Below are 16,563 nucleotides of genomic sequence, written 5' to 3'. Positions count from 1 at the left end.
ACTACTATGCCGTCTACTTTCTCGATCAAACCAGACCAACTGTCTTCGCAGCTTATTCAAAGCATGACGGAGTGGCGTCAACACTTACACCGTTTCCCTGAGTGTGGCTTTGACGTCAACCTCACCTCTGATTTCATCGCCAGTAAGCTTGAGAGCTTTGGCATCGAAGTGGTGCGTAACATCGGCAAAACAGGATTAGTAGGAATACTTCGTTCAGGATCAAGTGAAGCGAGTATTGGCCTAAGAGCTGATATGGATGCGCTACACATTCATGAGCAAAACAGCTTTGCGCATTGCTCACAACATGATGGGAAGATGCACGCTTGTGGCCACGATGGGCACTCTGCAATGCTGCTTGGCGCGGCAAGCTATCTAGCCGAGAACCTATTGGCCCAAAACCTATTAGCAGGTAACCCGACCTTCGATGGCACGGTGTATTTCATTTTTCAACCCGATGAAGAGCACGGTTGTGGCGCTCAAGCGATGATTGATGATGGCTTGTTTGAACGATTCTCGATTGATGAGGTGTATGGGGTTCACAACTTCCCCGGTCTAGCGGAAGGTGAATTGATGGTTCGCCCCGGATCATTAATGGCCAGTGAGAGTAGCTTTGAGATCACCATCAATGGTGTGGGTGGACATGCTGCTCTGCCGCATCAAGGGGTCGATCCTCTCGTCGTTGGCTCGCAAGTCATTCTTGGTCTGCAAACCATCGTGTCTCGTAATCTCAGTGCGATTCACGACACGGCTGTAGTCTCTGCCACCGAATTTATTACCGATGGCACGGTCAACGTCATCCCGACTCAAGTAGTCATTAAAGGCGATTGTCGCTGCTTCACTGAATCTTCCCTCGATCGAATCAAGCAAAGCATGGAGCGAATCGTGGCGGGCATTTGTCAGGCAGCTGGTGCGACTTACGACTTCGAGTTTATCAATACCTTCTACCCAACCATCAACAGCGAGCAACAAACCCAATATTCGGTTGCCGCCGCGCAGAAGGTGCTTGGTGTCGAGAACGTTAATGAGGCCTGTGACCCACTGACAATTTCGGAAGATTTCTCAAGCATGTTGCGCGTTAAACCGGGCTGCTATGTGCTGTTGGGTAATGGCACGGAATCGGTCGGTGGTTGCGCATTACATAACCCGAAATACGACTTTAATGACGGCATCTTAAAGCTCGGTGCGAGCTACTGGATTCAGTTGGTGAACGATCGTTTAGCAAGACCAATTTAGAAATGCTTATTTAGAAACAATGAATTAGAAGTAACTCAATGAGAAGTAACAACGCAATTAGAAGCAACTCAATTTGAAGTAACAAGTAGAGAAATAGATTCAGCAGTGACGGATTTGGCACTGCAAGATGGCTGACTTTAAACGGAGTTTATTGTCGACACAGCCAAAACTGAAGCGCGTGAAGTGACCAAGGTCATCAGCGTGTAATTAGGATAATAAAAGGAAAGACAGGATGAAACGATTAGGCGTAGCACTGCTAAGTTTGAGCATGGTTTTTGGCGTTCATGCCGAAACATGGAAGTTTGCTTCAGAAGAGGACAAAACAGACGTTCAAGACATCTATGCACAAAAATTTGCGGAAGTGATTAAGAAGGAATCTGATGGCGACATCCGTGTTCGCATCTATTACTACGGTCAACTGGGTACAGAAAACGACATCGTAGAACTGGCTGCTAAAGGCACGATTCAATTTGTGTCGGTAGGCGCGGGTCACTTAGGGTCTTACGTACCTGAAGTTCAAGCGGTGAGCTTACCGTATGTTCTGGGTACTAACGAAGCGATCACGCATAAGGTCTTAACGGAAAGCCCAACCATCTATAACAAGCTGGCACCTAAGTTTGAGAGCGTAAACTTAAAGCTGTTGTCGATGATGTCTGAAGGTGAAATGGTTTGGGGCGGCAACAAACCTATCCGTACACCTGAAGATTTTGCGAACCAGAAAATCCGTACTTTCACTTCAACCATTCCTGTTGAAACCTACAAAGCGTTTGGTGCAACACCTACTCCTCTTTCTTGGGGTGAAGTGTACGGTTCACTGCAACTTAAGACCATTGATAGCATGGTTAACCCGATCTACTTCATCTACAACGCGAAGTGGCATGAGGTTCAAGACTACCTAATGTTCCCAGGTCAGCAACCCTATGTCAGCACGGTATCGACCAACAGCAAGTGGTACAACGGCCTGTCGAAAGAGAAGCAAGCGATGGTCGACAAAGCAATTACAGCGGCAGACCAAGCGGCTTACGACTATCAGGTACGCATCAACAAAGAGAACATGGACAAGATCTTAAAAGAGCGTCCAGACATGCAAGTGGTTGTGTTAACTGAGGAAGAGCGTGAACGCTTCAAGGTCCTCAGTCAAAAGCTGCACACGACTTACTATGACGTGGTAGCAAATGCCTACCCTGCCGGTGAGCAAAGTGAAGCGCGTGAGGGTGCGAAAACCATTCTCGAAGAAATCCTAGATGAAGTGAAGGCTGCTTCAGCGACGCAATAGAAAGCGTTGTTAGGATGAATGCTATCCGTTGTTTATTGGCAGCGGTTAGCTTATCCCCACCTTCTCCAAATTGTGGCAATGGACCCCTGTCACTGAACGAAGTATGGAGCACTGCCTGTTATGAAAGAACTGCTACATAAAATAAGCGTCGCGACAGAAAAGCTAGAACGCTTTTTAATCACAACCGCTATTCTCGCGATGATGATCAATTCCACCGCCAATGCGATTGGGCGATATGCCTTCAATAAAAGCCTGTTCTTCTCAGAAGAGCTTAATCAATTCCTTATTGTCTCAGTGACTTTTATTGGCTTCGCCTATGCCGTCCGCCAAGGTCGAAATATCCGCATGACTGCGGTGTACGATTCACTGAGTTTCAAAGCCCAGAAGGTGCTCACCACCGTGATTGCATTGTTGACTGGGATGTTGATGTTTTACCTCGCTTATCACGCCTTCCTGTATGTCCAAGAGTTGAAGTCAATCAACCGACTTAGCCCAGCACTGCAGTTTCCGGTGTATTGGGTCTACTCCATTATTCCAATCGGCTTTGCTATCGCAGGGCTGCAATACAGCATGAGTTTTTTGATGAACTTGCTGCATAAAGAAATCTACGTGTCATTCGATGTCATAGAGAATAAACATAACAACGTGGGTGAATTCGAATGAGTGATATTGCACAATTTTTCTCGGACATTATTGCCGGCGAACTCGATATTTATGTCATCACATTTACTCTTGTTTCTGTGATGGTGATTTTGCTGTTTTTGAGCTTCCCAATGATCGTGCCGTTAGCGGTTGGCGCGTTAATCGGCTTGATTCATTTCTCTCAGGTTGAGCCGGGAGTGCTTATTCAACAGATGGTCACGGGCATCTCACCGAACGCCTTGATTGCGGTGCCGATGTTCATCTTGGCTGCCGATATTATGACACGCGGCCACACTGCCTATAACTTACTTGGCCTGATTCAAGCGTTTGTCGGACATCTGCGTGGCGGGCTGCCGATTACCACCTGCATTAGTTGTACTTTATTTGGTTCTGTTTCTGGCTCGACTCAGGCGACCGTGGTGTCGGTTGGCCAAATCATGCGCCCGAAGTTGCTGCAAGCAGGGTACAAAGACAGCTTTGTGATGGCGCTGATCATCAATGCCAGTGACATCGCGTTTCTTATTCCGCCAAGTATTGGTTTGATTCTTTACGGCACCTTAGCCAACGCCAGTGTGGGCGAATTGTTCATTGCTGGTATTGGCCCAGGTTTAGTGCTCGCGAGCCTGTTCTCGTTATACAGCTATGCCTACAGTGTGAAGCACAGCGATACCATCACTTTGGTTGAAAAAGCCAACACAGCAGAACGCATTGAAGCGATCAAGAAAGCGATTCTTCCTCTCGGTTTCCCTGCTTTAATTATCGGCGGTATCTACTCTGGGGTCGTGACGCCAACAGAAGCCGCTTCGTTTGCGGTGCTGTATGCGATCATCGTTGAGTGCATTTTCTATCGCAAACTTGGCGTTAAAGACATCTGCGATGCGGCGTTAAATACTGGCTTGATTACCGCAGTTGTATTTGTGCTGGTGGGTGTTGGTCAGGCTTTTTCTTGGTACATATCTTTCGAACAAATCCCTCAAGAACTGTTAGCACCTTTGGACTTAGAGAGTGCCTCTCCAGAGTACATCTTGTTTGTCATCGCACTGACTTTCTTTGTCGGCTGTATGTTTGTGGATTCGTTAGTGGTTTTGCTGATCTTGACGCCGATTTTCATGCCGATTGTTGATGCAGCAGGCATCGACCCGATATTGGTGGGTGTGATGGTGACATTGCAAATGGCTATTGGCTCAGCGACGCCACCTTTTGGGTGCGACATCTTTACTGCTATCGCCATCTTTGAAAAGCCTTATATGGAAGTGATTCGCGGGACGCTGCCGTTCTTCCTGATTTTGGTGTTGATGTCTGCGTTGCTGATTTTCTTCCCAAGCATCGCTCTGTTACCAAGAGACATTTTATTCAATTAATCCGTCGAGTTACCCTTATTCAATCAAGGATAGAGATATGAGTATATTGCCATTAACACCTCCGCAGAGAGGGTTTGAATCAGCAGAACTAGAGCAACGTACTGTCGAGTTGCAACAACGTCTTCGCGCTCAAAACATCGATGCTGCGTTTTTCACAACGGAGCCTGAATTCCGTTATTTCAGTGGCTTTAAATCGCAGTTTTGGGAAAGCCCAACGCGTCCGTGGTTTTTGGTGGTGCCAGCGGTTGGTAAGCCCATAGCGGTAGTACCAGAGATCGGTGTGGCTGGTTTCGACGATACATGGATTGAAGATGTGCGCAGTTGGCCGTCGCCAAGGCCAGAAGATGACGGTATCTCTTTGTTAGCTTCTACGCTATCTGAAGTCTCCAAAGGTTCTCGCAGAATCGGTTCGATGATTGGCCCGGAAACACATCTGCGTATGCCTGCCACTAACTATGCGTTGTTACAGCAGAAGTTGAGCCAACATAGTGTGGTTGATGTGTCATTTATGGTTCGCGATCTGCGCAGTGTTAAGTCTCAAGCGGAGATCGATAAAGTACGCTTCGCTTGCCAAGTCACGGCGGCGGGCTTTGAGTATCTTCGCCAAAATTTAGCAATAGGCATGACAGAGCGACAGGCGTGTAAAGCCATGCATTTAGAAATGCTGCGTTTGGGTGCCGATGCGTGTCCTTACTTGATTTCGGCATCCGGCCAAGGTGGCTATGACAACATCATCATGGGGCCAACCGATCGTGTGCTCTCTGAAGGAGATGTGTTGATCATCGATACTGGCGCTAACTTTGATGGCTACTTCAGTGACTTTGACCGGAATTATGCGTTTGGGCATGCGCAGCCAGATACGATAGCGGCTTATGACGCGGTATATCAATCGACAGAGGCAGGGCTCGCGATTGCTGAACCGGGACGAACAACCGGAGATGTGTGGCAAGCCATGTGGTCGGTACTGGAGAAGAGTGGTGCGCTTGGCAACGATGTGGGTCGTATGGGGCATGGTTTAGGTATGCAGCTAACAGAGTGGCCATCACATGTGCCTAACGGTGATGTGATCTTAAAACCGGGTATGGTGTTAACGCTTGAGCCGGGTATGGCGTTTGCGAAAAACCGCATGATGGTACACGAGGAAAACATCGTCATCACCGAATCTGGCTGCGAAATGCTGCATCAAAGAGCTTGGCAGTCGATGCCGATTATTGGCTAATTGCGCTTAGAATCTAGTCATAATGTTGAATCCTGGTAGAGGAGGGCGTTCAAGCACTTTGTTGGACGCTCGGTTTTCTTTTTCCTTCGCTATACCTCGTCATCTTTTACACCCAAAGACCTCTAATTGCCGAATTCCTCTTTGTTTCAAGAATCTCTTTTTCTGTTCAAATATTGTCCTTGTTGAGCAAAAACATTTGACCAATAACTATCACACCTCAAATCTTTAATTGTTTTCGTTAGTGCTCTAAATGATATTTAAGCTGTTGTTCCATAATGATTTTTGTTGTTTTGAATGCTGTATTGTTACGAGTTTGTTTTAAATAATCATTTGAACCCTAACTAAATTTCTGTCATTTTATATTTAACTGAACGTTCAATATAAAATAAAAGGACTGAGAAATGCCGAAGGTTGGGATGCCTGATATACGTAAACCACAGCTTGTTCAAGCCACCATGACGGTGATTGATCGAGTGGGTTTGCATGCCGCGAGTATTGCGTTGATCAGCAAAGAAGCGGGAGTCTCCACTGGCATTATTAATCACTATTTTGGTGGAAAGCATGGGCTGCTCGAAGAGACCATGCGTGAAATCCTTCGCCAACTTTCCAATACCATCACCACGTCACTAAAAGCACTTCCTGTTGATGCTCACCAACAGAGAATTAACGCGATCATCGATGGTAACTTCGAAGGTTACCAAGCAGAAAATAAGGTCGCGAAGGCGTGGTTGGCATTTTGGTCATATTCAATGCATGACGAGCAGCTGAAAAGACTGCAACGTGTGAATGAAAAACGTTTGATTTCACACTTACGTCTTGAGTTGAAAGGTATTTTGAATCATGAACAAGCGGATCTCGTTGCTCACGGGATTGCGTCTCTGATTGATGGTTTGTGGCTGAGAGGCACACTAAACCCAGATGGTATCGATGCTCAAAAGGCGCGTGCCATTATCAATGATTATCTAGATAAACAACTTACGTTCTACTCGTGTCATAGCAAATAGATCGCAGTGGTAGCGTTAGACCTTGAGCTAGACCTAGAGCAAGAGCTAGAACGACCAATACTTACACCCAAAATTCAAACTAGACCAGTAGAGTCTAATAACAATAATTAAGTCAGAATCTCAAATGGAAATGAACTCGTTATACATCGATGGCGCAGCGGTTAAAGCAACCTCTGGTGAAACCTTTGATAGCATTAACCCTGCCAACGGTGAACCTATCGCGACCTTAGGCCAAGCATCTTCAGCAGATGTCGACAGTGCTATTGAATCTGCGAAACGCGGGTTTGCGGTATGGTCTGCAATGACCGCTGTGGAACGCAGCCGCATTCTGTTGAAGGCAGTGGAAATACTTAGAGCTCGAAATGATGACCTTGCAAACCTTGAGGTTGTCGACACGGGCAAGCCGTTACAAGAAGCGATCGAAGTCGATGTGGCTTCTGGTGCCGACGTTATTGAGTATTTCGCAGGGCTAGCGCCTACGCTGCAAGGCGATCAACAACCTCTTAGTGATTCCCAATTTTTCTACACACGCCGCGAACCGCTAGGTATTTGTGCGGGCATTGGCGCGTGGAATTACCCTATCCAAATCGCAATGTGGAAATCGGCTCCAGCACTCGCTGCGGGTAACGCGATGATTTTCAAGCCTTCAGAAGAAACGCCGCTAACGGCACTGAAACTTGCTGAGATCTTCACAGAAGCTGGCCTTCCTGATGGAGTATTCAACGTAGTTCAAGGTGATTACCGAGTGGGCCAAATGCTAACGGCGCACCCAGACATCGCTAAAGTGTCGTTCACGGGTGAAACCGGTACCGGTAAAGCGGTAATGGCAGACAGCGCTAAGACGCTGAAATCAGTCACCATGGAACTTGGCGGCAAGTCACCGATGATCGTGTTTGATGATGCGAAATTGGATGATGCAGTTTCCGCTTCGATGGTTGCTAACTTCTACACCCAAGGCGAAGTGTGTACTAACGGTACCCGTGTTTATGTACACGAAAACATCTACAACGCATTCATCGACCAACTTAAAACACGCACTGAGAAGCTGATCATTGGTGATCCAATGGACATGGAGACTCAGATCGGCGCGTTGATTTCTAAAGAACACCTTTCAAAAGTCCTTGAAGCCATTGAGCTAGCTAAGCAGTCGGGCGCAACTCTGCTGACGGGCGGCTATCAAGTGACAGACAACGGCCTCGAAAACGGCAACTTTGTTATCCCTACCGTGTTTGTGGATTGCGAAGACAACATGCCTCACGTTCAACAAGAGATCTTCGGCCCTGTAATGTCAGTGTTGAAGTTTACGGACGAAGACGACGTGATTCGCCGCGCTAACGACACCAAATATGGCCTAGCGGCTGGTGTGTTCACGCAAAACCTTTCTCGTGCGCACCGTGTTATTCACCAAATGCAGGCAGGTATTTGTTGGGTGAACACGTGGGGCGACTCACCAGCAGAAATGCCTGTTGGTGGTTACAAGCTTTCGGGTGTTGGCCGTGAAAATGGACCAGAAACCCTACTTCACTATACGCAGACTAAGAGCATTCTTATTGAACTTGGCGACTACGCCAGCCCTTATGCCTAACGCGTAACACTCAATTTTATGGGCTAGTTTAACAGAGCTAGCCCCACTGACTTATCTCAGGGAAATCAAAACATGGAACAACGCTACGATTATATTATCGTCGGCGCGGGTTCGGCCGGCTGTGTGTTAGCGGATAGGCTAACGGAAAGCGGTGAACATAGCGTTTTATTACTGGAAGCTGGTGGTACGGACAAGAGTATTTTTATCCAAATGCCAACCGCGCTTTCTTACCCAATGAATACTGAAAAGTACGCTTGGCAATTTGAAACAGAGCAAGAACCGGGCCTTGATGGACGTGAACTGCACTGCCCACGTGGCAAAGTGTTAGGCGGCAGCTCATCGATCAACGGTATGGTTTATGTTCGTGGCCACGCGTGTGATTTTGACCAATGGGAAGAAGAGGGCGCTGCGGGTTGGAACTACCAAGCATGTCTGCCTTATTTCCGCCGTGCTGAATCATGGAACAAAGGCGGTGATGAATACCGTGGAGACAATGGCCCTGTCGGCACTTGTAATGGTAACGATATGGAGCTTAACCCACTTTACCAAGCGTTTATCGATGCGGGTAAAGACGCCGGTTACCCAGAAACCAACGACTACAACGGCTACCAGCAAGAAGGCTTCGGCACTATGCATATGACGGTAGACAAGGGTGTTAGAGCCTCAACCTCTAACGCTTATCTACGTCGAGCATTGAAGCGTTCAAACCTGACCTTGAAGAAAGGTATCGTGGCGCGTCGTTTCTTACTTGAAGCACAAGACGCACAAGACACAAAAGGCCAATCAGGCCTGAAAGCCGTCGGTGTCGAGTTTGAAAAGTCAGGCAATACTCAAGTGGCTGTGGCGAACAAAGAAGTGATCTCTTCTGCGGGTTCTATCGGTTCTGTTCAACTGCTGCAGCTTTCTGGTATCGGCCCGAAAGCCGTGCTTGAAAAGGCAGGCGTTGAGCTTAAACACGAGCTGAATGGCGTAGGTGAAAACCTTCAAGATCACCTAGAAGTGTACTTCCAATATCACTGCAACGAACCCATCACGCTCAACAGCAAGCTTGGTTTAGTCAGCAAAGGCATGATTGGCGCAGAATGGATTCTGACTCGTAAAGGCCTTGGTGCCACTAACCACTTTGAATCGTGCGCGTTCATTCGTTCTCGCAAAGGATTAAAGTGGCCAAACATTCAATATCACTTCCTGCCAGCAGCGATGCGTTACGACGGGCAAGCGGCCTTTGATGGTCACGGTTTCCAAGTACACGTTGGGCCTAACAAGCCAGAGAGTCGCGGTACGGTAGCGATCACTTCTGCTGATCCGCATGCCAAGCCAGAGATCATTTTCAACTACATCTCGACTGAACAAGATCGCCAAGATTGGCGCGATTGTATTCGTCTGACGCGTGAGATTTTGTCTCAACCTGCGATGGATGTGTACCGAGGCAAAGAGATTCAGCCGGGTCTAAATATTACTTCCGATGAAGCGATTGATGAATGGGTTAAGCAGAACGTTGAAAGTGCTTATCACCCTTCATGTGGCTGCAAAATGGGTTCAGATGATGATCCAATGGCAGTGCTTGATGAAGAGTGTCGCGTTCGCGGTGTCGATAATTTACGTGTTGTCGACTCATCGGTTTTCCCAATCATTCCAAACGGTAATTTGAACGCCCCGACCATTATGGTTGCCGAGCGTGCTTCCGATTTGATTTTGGGTAAGCCAATGCTCAAAGCGCAGGACGTTCCAGTGTGGATTGCACCTGAGTGGCAAGAGAAGCAAAGAATAAATAAACCAGTAAGAGAAGCGTAAGCCTCTGTTATTAGTTTAAAAAATAGAAAGTAGTTCAAAAATAGAAAAAGCAAAAAGTAACAACAAAAATTAGTCAAAAGTCAGAAGAACTGCTCTCTATCGGTGTTGATATCGAGCAGAAAAAGGAAAGATAAAAAGGAACCATTATGACGACTCTAAATATTCAGAACATGACCACGAAAACGTTAACAGCACTAGCCATTAGTTCATTTGCATTTGGTGCTAACGCTTCTATTGAACCACAGCAATGTGAAAACGTTCGCTTCGCTGATGTAGGCTGGACTGACATTACCGCAACAACCGCCGTTACTTCTGAACTATTAAAAGGCCTTGGTTACAAAACCAAAACCGACCTACTTTCAGTACCGGTGACTTACTCTTCAATGGCGAACGGCGATATTGATGTATTCCTAGGTAACTGGATGCCAACCATGGAAGGCGATATTGCTAAGTACCGTGAAGCGGGCACGGTTGAAACCGTTCGTGCCAACCTTGAAGGCGCAAAATACACACTAGCTGTACCAAAATATGTGTACGACTCTGGCGTAAAAAGCTTCGCAGACCTAGCAAAACATGCCGACAAATTTAAAGACCGCATCTACGGCATCGAACCGGGTAACGACGGTAACCGACTAATCCAATCAATGATTGATTCAGACGCGTTTGGCTTGAAAGATTTCAGCCTAGTGGAATCAAGTGAAGCGGGCATGGTATCGCAAGTATCACGTGCAGCACGTCGTAGCCAATGGATTGTTTACCTTGGTTGGGCTCCGCACCCAATGAACAGCAATGTTGAAATGGAATACCTTTCTGGCGGTGACGACTTCTTCGGCCCTAACTACGGCGGCGCGAATGTTTACACCAACGTTCGTTCAAACTACCTGTCTGAGTGTGCAAACGTCGGTCAACTTCTACAAAACCTAGAATTTACTCTAGAGATGGAAAACCAGTTGATGGAAGAGATTCTTAACCAAAAAGTGAAGCCAGAAAAAGCGGCTCAACAATGGTTGAACAAGAACCCTCAACAAGTTGAAGCTTGGTTAGACAACGTAAAAACGCATAAAGGTGAATCAGCGACTCAAGCCGTTACTGAATACCTAAAGCAAGTTAAAGCTTAGTTCTACCTATCTCAACAGCTACATAAATAATAAAGGTGGGCTTGCCAATTTATCGATTGGTTTGAAGTAGCCCACCCATAATAAAAGGCAATATTGTGAATTTTATTACGGAAAACAAAATCCCTGTCGGACAATGGATGGAAGCGGGTGTTGATTGGCTAACAATCAATGCAGCAGGATTCTTTGACGCTATTTCGATTTTTCTAGAAACCGTCATTATGTTTTTAGTCGATGTATTTAAGTGGATGCCGCCTGCACTGCCAATCGTGATGACTGCTGCGATTGCATGGTACTTACACCGTAAACCTTCGCTAGTGATCTTTGTGGTCGCGGCACTGCTGACTATTCTTAACCTCGGCTATTGGCAAGAAATGCTGGAAACCTTTGTTCTCGTCTTTGCGGCGACAACGATTTCCGTATTAATTGGCGTACCGGTTGGCATCATGGCTGCCCACCGTCCTTGGCTCTATACAGTTTTGCGTCCAATCCTTGATTTGATGCAGACAGTCCCAACTTTCGTTTATCTGATTCCAACTCTGGTTCTATTCGGCTTGGGTATTGTTCCTGGCTTAATCTCTACCATTATTTTCGCGATAGCTGCACCGATTCGTTTAACCTACTTAGGGGTAACTAAAGTGCCTGAAGAGTTGATTGAAGCGGGTAAAGCGTTTGGTGCAAGCCGCATGAAATTGCTGATGAAGGTCGAATTACCGGCGGCTCTACCAAGCATCATGGCGGGTGTAACCCAATGTATTATGTTGTCGCTTTCGATGGTGGTTATCGCCGCTCTTGTCGGTGCTGACGGACTTGGTAAACCTGTTGTTCGTGCATTGAACACAGTGAACATCTCACAAGGTTTTGAAGCTGGATTAGCGATTGTATTAGTCGCAATCATCCTTGACCGCTTGTGCAAAACACCAAACCAGAAGGAAGCTTAATCATGTCTAACTCTCAGGAAAAAAAGACAATGGACGCGATTACCATTAAGAATCTCGATGTTGTGTTTGGTAATAAATCGAAACAAGCGCTTGAGCTACTCGACCAAGGTAAAACTCGCCAAGAGATCATTGATGAGACTGGCCAAGTGGTTGGCGTAGATAATGTGTCGCTGACCGTTGAAGAAGGCGAGATTTGTGTGCTGATGGGGTTGTCTGGTTCTGGTAAATCATCTTTGCTTCGCGCAGTTAACGGCCTGAATGAGATCAGCCGTGGCTCATTGGCGATCAAAGATGGAGACAAGCAGGTTGATTTAGGTGAACAGTGCGACGAAGCGACCTTGCGTCATCTTCGTACTCACCGCGTTTCTATGGTGTTCCAAAAATTTGCCCTAATGCCTTGGTTAAACGTGTTAGATAACGTGGCGTTTGGTCTAGAAATGCAAGGCGTAGCCAAAGATGTTCGTCGTGCTAAAGCGCGTGAACAACTTGAAATGGTGGGTTTGGCAGAGTGGGAAACCAAATTTCCACATGAGCTTTCTGGCGGCATGCAGCAACGTGTTGGTTTGGCGCGTGCGTTTGCAATGGACACCGACATTCTGTTGATGGATGAACCGTTTTCGGCGCTTGATCCACTGATTCGTGCTCAGCTGCAAGATGAACTGATCACGCTGCAAAACAAACTCAATAAAACAATTCTGTTCGTGAGCCACGACCTAGATGAAGCTTTGAAGATTGGTAATAACATTGCGATCATGGAGTCAGGCAAACTGATTCAACACGGTAAGCCTGAAGAGATCGTGTTGACGCCAAAAACCGAATACGTAAAAGATTTCGTTGCTCACACCAATCCATTGAATGTGCTAAAAGGTCGCTCTTTAATGCAGCCTCTTGATTCACTGACGCAAGAAAATGAAAGCTGGAAGATCTGCGATTCTAAAGATCTCTGGATTGAACAGAGTGAAGGTGCTTTATCAGTGAAAGGTGAATCTACTTTGGCGCTTGTTGAGTGGAGCGAGTCTGACGACCTAACCGCGATTAACGCGTCGAGTGTGGTAGTGGCAAGCCCAGAGATTGGTATGCGTGATGCGATTAAGCTTAAGCAGATCAGTAACCACCCAATTCTGTTGGTTGAAAACAATCAATTGGTAGGGATTTTGGATAACAGCGAGTTTTACAACGCGCTAACGGGTAACTTTCAGATGAATACCGCTGCGTAAAATTTCGTTTTTCAGCTTAGCTATTGAGGCTGGTTTTTTATTGGGTGGAGAGGATTAAATCTCTCTACCTCTATGATTACTAAAATATATTATTCTTTGAGTTTGTATTCTCTGGTTCATTATTTTTGTCTTCATTGAAGCTTTCATTCCCCCTTCATTAAGCAAAAGTGCCGCACCACGCAAGTTTAGTGGTATAGAAAAGATTGAGAATAGTATGAACATCAGTACAATGCGGAAAAATCAATGAAGTAATTTATCAATTTACAGTGTAATTCGAGCGCGCGTGACGTAATCACTCGAGATATTTCATCGCTTCGACGCTGTAAAACCATTCACAGTATATTAGTACAAAGGTCTGCATCTTGGACAAACATGACGAAATCCTGGTCGCTATTCGCCAAATTATTCGCGCTATCGATTTACACTCGAAGAAGCTGAGTAAAGAGTATGGTTTGACTGGCCCTCAATTAATCTTAATGAGAGCAATCCAAGAAATGGGTAATGTGACGATCAAAGAATTGTCTAATCAGACCAATGTAAGCCAAGCAACGACGACGACGATCATCGACCGTCTTGAGTTAAATGGCTATGTACAACGAGTACGCAGTTCATCGGACCGCCGCAAAGTACACGCGAACCTGACTGAAAAAGGTCAAGAGTTGCTAAACAATGCGCCCCCGCCGCTGCAAGATAACTTCGTGCAAAAATTCCAAAACCTAGAGACGTGGGAGCAAAGCTTACTGCTTTCTTCGATGCAGCGTGTATCAGCAATGATGAACGCAGAAGACATCGACGCTGCTCCAGTGCTTCAGCTTGAAGGCATTGCAAACGTAGCCAAAAGCTAACGTTAGTTTTAAATTATCTATTTAAAACAAAAACTTAAAGAGTTATCAAATGGTCGCATTAAGCGGCCATTTTTGATCTCACCATGTGAGATTTCTCGTTATACCGCCTGTTCGTTACACCCTCCTATTTCAAATCGCCCTGGGTTTTAACCCTACGTTGTAATCACCCTATTTATTTGTATTCAAAAATGCACTGACGATTCTCTGACAATAAAGATGTAGACCGACCGGTCTGATTTGTATTATTGTGTGCTCATCTTAACCACGAGGTGATGTATGAAATACGAATTGACGCCAACACAAATGACCATGACGTTGAACAACATGCAGGGAGCTTTTGCACAGAACCCGATGCCAGCGGTATCGGTGAGAATTGAGCAGTTGCTTGCACTTAAATCTGCGCTTATCGACTACACAGATCGTTTGTGTTCAGCCGTGAGTGAGGACTATGGTCACCGCAGTCGACAAGACACTTTGATGGCTGACATATTGCCTTGCATCGGAAATATTGATCACAGCATTGAGTGTTTACCTCATTGGTCGACATCTTCGATTCGTCATTCCGGCCCTTTACTTTCAACCTCTCGTGTTGAAGTGGTTTATCAACCCAAAGGCGTTGTCGGGATCATTGCTCCGTGGAACTTCCCGATCATGTTATCCGTCGGCCCGCTTATTTCGGCGTTGGCAGCGGGCAATCGTGCCATGATCAAGATGAGTGAATTTACCCCAGCGACGAACCAAGTATTAAGATCGCTATTGGCGGAAGTCTTCCAATCTGATGAGGTGTGCTTGGTTGAAGGTGAGGTAGAGATCGCAGCCGCATTTTCGGCGTTGCCGTTTGATCATCTTCTGTTTACGGGGTCAACCCAAGTAGGTCGCCAAGTGATGAGGTCAGCGGCTGACACGCTAACTCCAGTTACGCTAGAGCTAGGCGGTAAGTCACCGGTTATCGTTGCAGAAGACATGCCAATTGATATCGCGGTTGAGCGAATCATTTATGGTAAGAGCCTCAATAACGGGCAGGTGTGTGTGGCTCCTGACTATGTATTGCTACCTGAAGGGAAAGTTGAATCTTTCATTCAAGAGTATAAAAAACAGTACCAATTGCTGTTCGATGAAGGGGTCTATTCCGAGAGTTTGACGTCCCTAATCAATCCTCGTCAATGCGATCGTATTGTCGGCTTGTTGAATGAAGAGCAACAAGCAGGAACGCGAACCGTCGCTTGCCATGACGAAGCGATGGACTTAGATAACCATCGTTTGGTGACGCACCTAATTGTTGAACCAAGCCTGTCATCCAAGGTGATGAACGAAGAGATTTTCGGCCCACTATTACCCTTGATTACGTATCGCAATATCGAAGAGGCGTTCCAAGTCATCAATAGCAAACCAAGGCCGTTAGCGCTCTATCTAATGAGCTTTGATTTGAGCTTACAAGCTCAGGTTAAACACCAAGTTCATTCCGGCGGAATGTGTATCAATGACTGTGTTTTCCATTTAGCGGTTGATGACGCGCCGTTTGGTGGCATTGGTGAATCTGGTCAGGGCAACTATCACGGCAAAGAAGGTTTCCTTACTTTCTCCCATGCCAAAACCGTCTTGGAAACAGGCTTAGATCATCGAGTTAAGCATCTGTTTTCAAAAGAAGACAACGAATTAAAGACCGCAGTGATGAGCATGCTTGGCAAGTAAATCATTTCTGTCATTACTCAATTTATCTACAAGAAGCTATTTATAAGAAATTATTTTTACGACGTTATTTTAAGAGGTTATTTTTATGTTGGAACGATTTTTTGAACGAACGATGAAAGCGTATTTGATGGTTACAGGATTCTTAACCGCAACCGCTTTCTCTACTTTCCTTGCGCCTGATTGGAGTATGCAAACGCTGTTCTCGTACAACGATACGATGATGGTGAACAAAGAGTATCTTATGGGTACCTATCAACACTGGGGAGTCATGGTTGGCTGTATTGGTGTGTTGTTGATGTTCTCGGCGAAGTACAAATCGCTGCGTACTTCGACCATGATTTACAGTGCATTTGAGAAGTCGATGTTTGTGGGCATATTCTTATACAACGTGTGTATCAACGATTATGAGTGGTTTTATGGTTGGAGCGGTGTATTTGCGCTCGATGGATTTGTGACTGTCTACTCTTTAGTTTACCTGTATTACTACCTCACTAGAGACAAAAGCAAGGTGCCAGCTCATCTTCGTTAATAGTTAATGAGTTGCTCATGGTGAATCAATGACACTTATTCAATGATCACTCACTAGCTTACTTATCACTACAGCCCGCATTTGCGGGCTTTTTTCGTTTTGGGGCAATG

The 16,563-nt window shown here is 46.0% G+C and carries 14 protein-coding genes; all 14 read left to right on the top strand.

The window, feature by feature from the left end:
- Positions 1 to 6: 6 nt before the first annotated feature.
- The 14 genes from NX845_RS05715 (at position 7) to NX845_RS05650 (ending at position 16,453) form a co-directional block, all read left to right on the top strand.
- On the top strand, positions 7 to 1,233 hold the full coding sequence (locus tag NX845_RS05715) for a M20 aminoacylase family protein (protein WP_260256637.1): 1,227 nt from the start codon (positions 7 to 9) through the stop codon (positions 1,231 to 1,233).
- Between the two features lie 232 nt (positions 1,234 to 1,465).
- Positions 1,466 to 2,509: a TRAP transporter substrate-binding protein DctP gene (dctP, locus tag NX845_RS05710; protein WP_004732448.1), complete on the top strand. Its 1,044-nt coding sequence runs from the start codon at positions 1,466 to 1,468 to the stop codon at positions 2,507 to 2,509.
- Positions 2,510 to 2,629: 120 nt separating this feature from the next.
- A complete protein-coding gene (locus NX845_RS05705) occupies positions 2,630 to 3,172 on the top strand; it encodes a TRAP transporter small permease (RefSeq protein ID WP_017088808.1) in 543 nt (180 codons plus the stop codon).
- A complete protein-coding gene (locus NX845_RS05700; RefSeq protein WP_061021025.1) occupies positions 3,169 to 4,512 on the top strand; it encodes a TRAP transporter large permease in 1,344 nt (447 codons plus the stop codon). The genes NX845_RS05705 and NX845_RS05700 overlap by 4 nt, the downstream gene beginning before the upstream one ends.
- Before the next feature lie 37 nt (positions 4,513 to 4,549).
- Positions 4,550 to 5,731 (top strand): Xaa-Pro peptidase family protein, encoded by a 1,182-nt coding sequence (locus tag NX845_RS05695; protein WP_260256636.1) that lies wholly within the window; start codon positions 4,550 to 4,552, stop codon positions 5,729 to 5,731.
- 401 nt (positions 5,732 to 6,132) lie between these two features.
- Positions 6,133 to 6,735: a transcriptional regulator BetI gene (betI, locus tag NX845_RS05690; RefSeq protein ID WP_004732441.1), complete on the top strand. Its 603-nt coding sequence runs from the start codon at positions 6,133 to 6,135 to the stop codon at positions 6,733 to 6,735.
- A gap of 124 nt (positions 6,736 to 6,859) precedes the next feature.
- Complete coding sequence (gene betB / locus NX845_RS05685; RefSeq protein ID WP_260256635.1) at positions 6,860 to 8,320, top strand: betaine-aldehyde dehydrogenase; 1,461 nt, start codon at positions 6,860 to 6,862, stop codon at positions 8,318 to 8,320.
- A 72-nt stretch (positions 8,321 to 8,392) separates the two neighbouring features.
- A complete protein-coding gene (betA, locus tag NX845_RS05680) occupies positions 8,393 to 10,114 on the top strand; it encodes a choline dehydrogenase (RefSeq protein ID WP_065607384.1) in 1,722 nt (573 codons plus the stop codon).
- 146 nt (positions 10,115 to 10,260) lie between these two features.
- Complete coding sequence (locus NX845_RS05675) at positions 10,261 to 11,232, top strand: choline ABC transporter substrate-binding protein (protein WP_004732435.1); 972 nt, start codon at positions 10,261 to 10,263, stop codon at positions 11,230 to 11,232.
- Positions 11,233 to 11,327: 95 nt separating this feature from the next.
- Positions 11,328 to 12,170 carry a choline ABC transporter permease subunit gene (choW, locus tag NX845_RS05670; protein ID WP_009845976.1) on the top strand — a complete coding sequence of 281 codons (843 nt, stop codon included), beginning with the start codon at positions 11,328 to 11,330 and terminating at the stop codon, positions 12,168 to 12,170.
- Between the two features lie 2 nt (positions 12,171 to 12,172).
- Positions 12,173 to 13,387 (top strand): choline ABC transporter ATP-binding protein, encoded by a 1,215-nt coding sequence (gene choV, locus NX845_RS05665; protein ID WP_260256634.1) that lies wholly within the window; start codon positions 12,173 to 12,175, stop codon positions 13,385 to 13,387.
- A 362-nt stretch (positions 13,388 to 13,749) separates the two neighbouring features.
- On the top strand, positions 13,750 to 14,232 hold the full coding sequence (locus NX845_RS05660) for a MarR family winged helix-turn-helix transcriptional regulator (protein WP_260256633.1): 483 nt from the start codon (positions 13,750 to 13,752) through the stop codon (positions 14,230 to 14,232).
- Between the two features lie 276 nt (positions 14,233 to 14,508).
- The gene (locus NX845_RS05655; RefSeq protein ID WP_260256632.1) at positions 14,509 to 15,924 is read left to right on the top strand and encodes a coniferyl aldehyde dehydrogenase; all 1,416 of its coding nucleotides are present in this window, start codon (positions 14,509 to 14,511) and stop codon (positions 15,922 to 15,924) included.
- Positions 15,925 to 16,009: 85 nt separating this feature from the next.
- On the top strand, positions 16,010 to 16,453 hold the full coding sequence (locus tag NX845_RS05650; RefSeq protein WP_004732424.1) for a hypothetical protein: 444 nt from the start codon (positions 16,010 to 16,012) through the stop codon (positions 16,451 to 16,453).
- The last annotated feature ends 110 nt before the right edge of the window (positions 16,454 to 16,563 follow it).

The sequence above is a fragment of the Vibrio sp. NC2 genome (assembly GCF_025195005.1).
Taxonomy (GTDB): domain Bacteria; phylum Pseudomonadota; class Gammaproteobacteria; order Enterobacterales; family Vibrionaceae; genus Vibrio; species Vibrio splendidus.
Note: the sequence above shows the minus strand (reverse complement) of the source record. Positions and strands in the feature narration are given on the sequence as shown.

What these genes read in the sequence shown, in the direction of transcription:
- NX845_RS05675 (WP_004732435.1), top strand. Translation starts at nt 10,261, where the DNA reads ATGACGACTCTAAATATTCAGAACATGACCACGAAAACGTTAACAGCA.
- NX845_RS05695 (WP_260256636.1), top strand. Translation starts at nt 4,550, where the DNA reads ATGAGTATATTGCCATTAACACCTCCGCAGAGAGGGTTTGAATCAGCA.
- dctP (WP_004732448.1), top strand. Translation starts at nt 1,466, where the DNA reads ATGAAACGATTAGGCGTAGCACTGCTAAGTTTGAGCATGGTTTTTGGC.
- NX845_RS05655 (WP_260256632.1), top strand. Translation starts at nt 14,509, where the DNA reads ATGAAATACGAATTGACGCCAACACAAATGACCATGACGTTGAACAAC.
- NX845_RS05715 (WP_260256637.1), top strand. Translation starts at nt 7, where the DNA reads ATGCCGTCTACTTTCTCGATCAAACCAGACCAACTGTCTTCGCAGCTT.
- betI (WP_004732441.1), top strand. Translation starts at nt 6,133, where the DNA reads ATGCCGAAGGTTGGGATGCCTGATATACGTAAACCACAGCTTGTTCAA.
- NX845_RS05705 (WP_017088808.1), top strand. Translation starts at nt 2,630, where the DNA reads ATGAAAGAACTGCTACATAAAATAAGCGTCGCGACAGAAAAGCTAGAA.
- betB (WP_260256635.1), top strand. Translation starts at nt 6,860, where the DNA reads ATGGAAATGAACTCGTTATACATCGATGGCGCAGCGGTTAAAGCAACC.
- NX845_RS05700 (WP_061021025.1), top strand. Translation starts at nt 3,169, where the DNA reads ATGAGTGATATTGCACAATTTTTCTCGGACATTATTGCCGGCGAACTC.
- NX845_RS05650 (WP_004732424.1), top strand. Translation starts at nt 16,010, where the DNA reads ATGTTGGAACGATTTTTTGAACGAACGATGAAAGCGTATTTGATGGTT.
- betA (WP_065607384.1), top strand. Translation starts at nt 8,393, where the DNA reads ATGGAACAACGCTACGATTATATTATCGTCGGCGCGGGTTCGGCCGGC.
- choV (WP_260256634.1), top strand. Translation starts at nt 12,173, where the DNA reads ATGTCTAACTCTCAGGAAAAAAAGACAATGGACGCGATTACCATTAAG.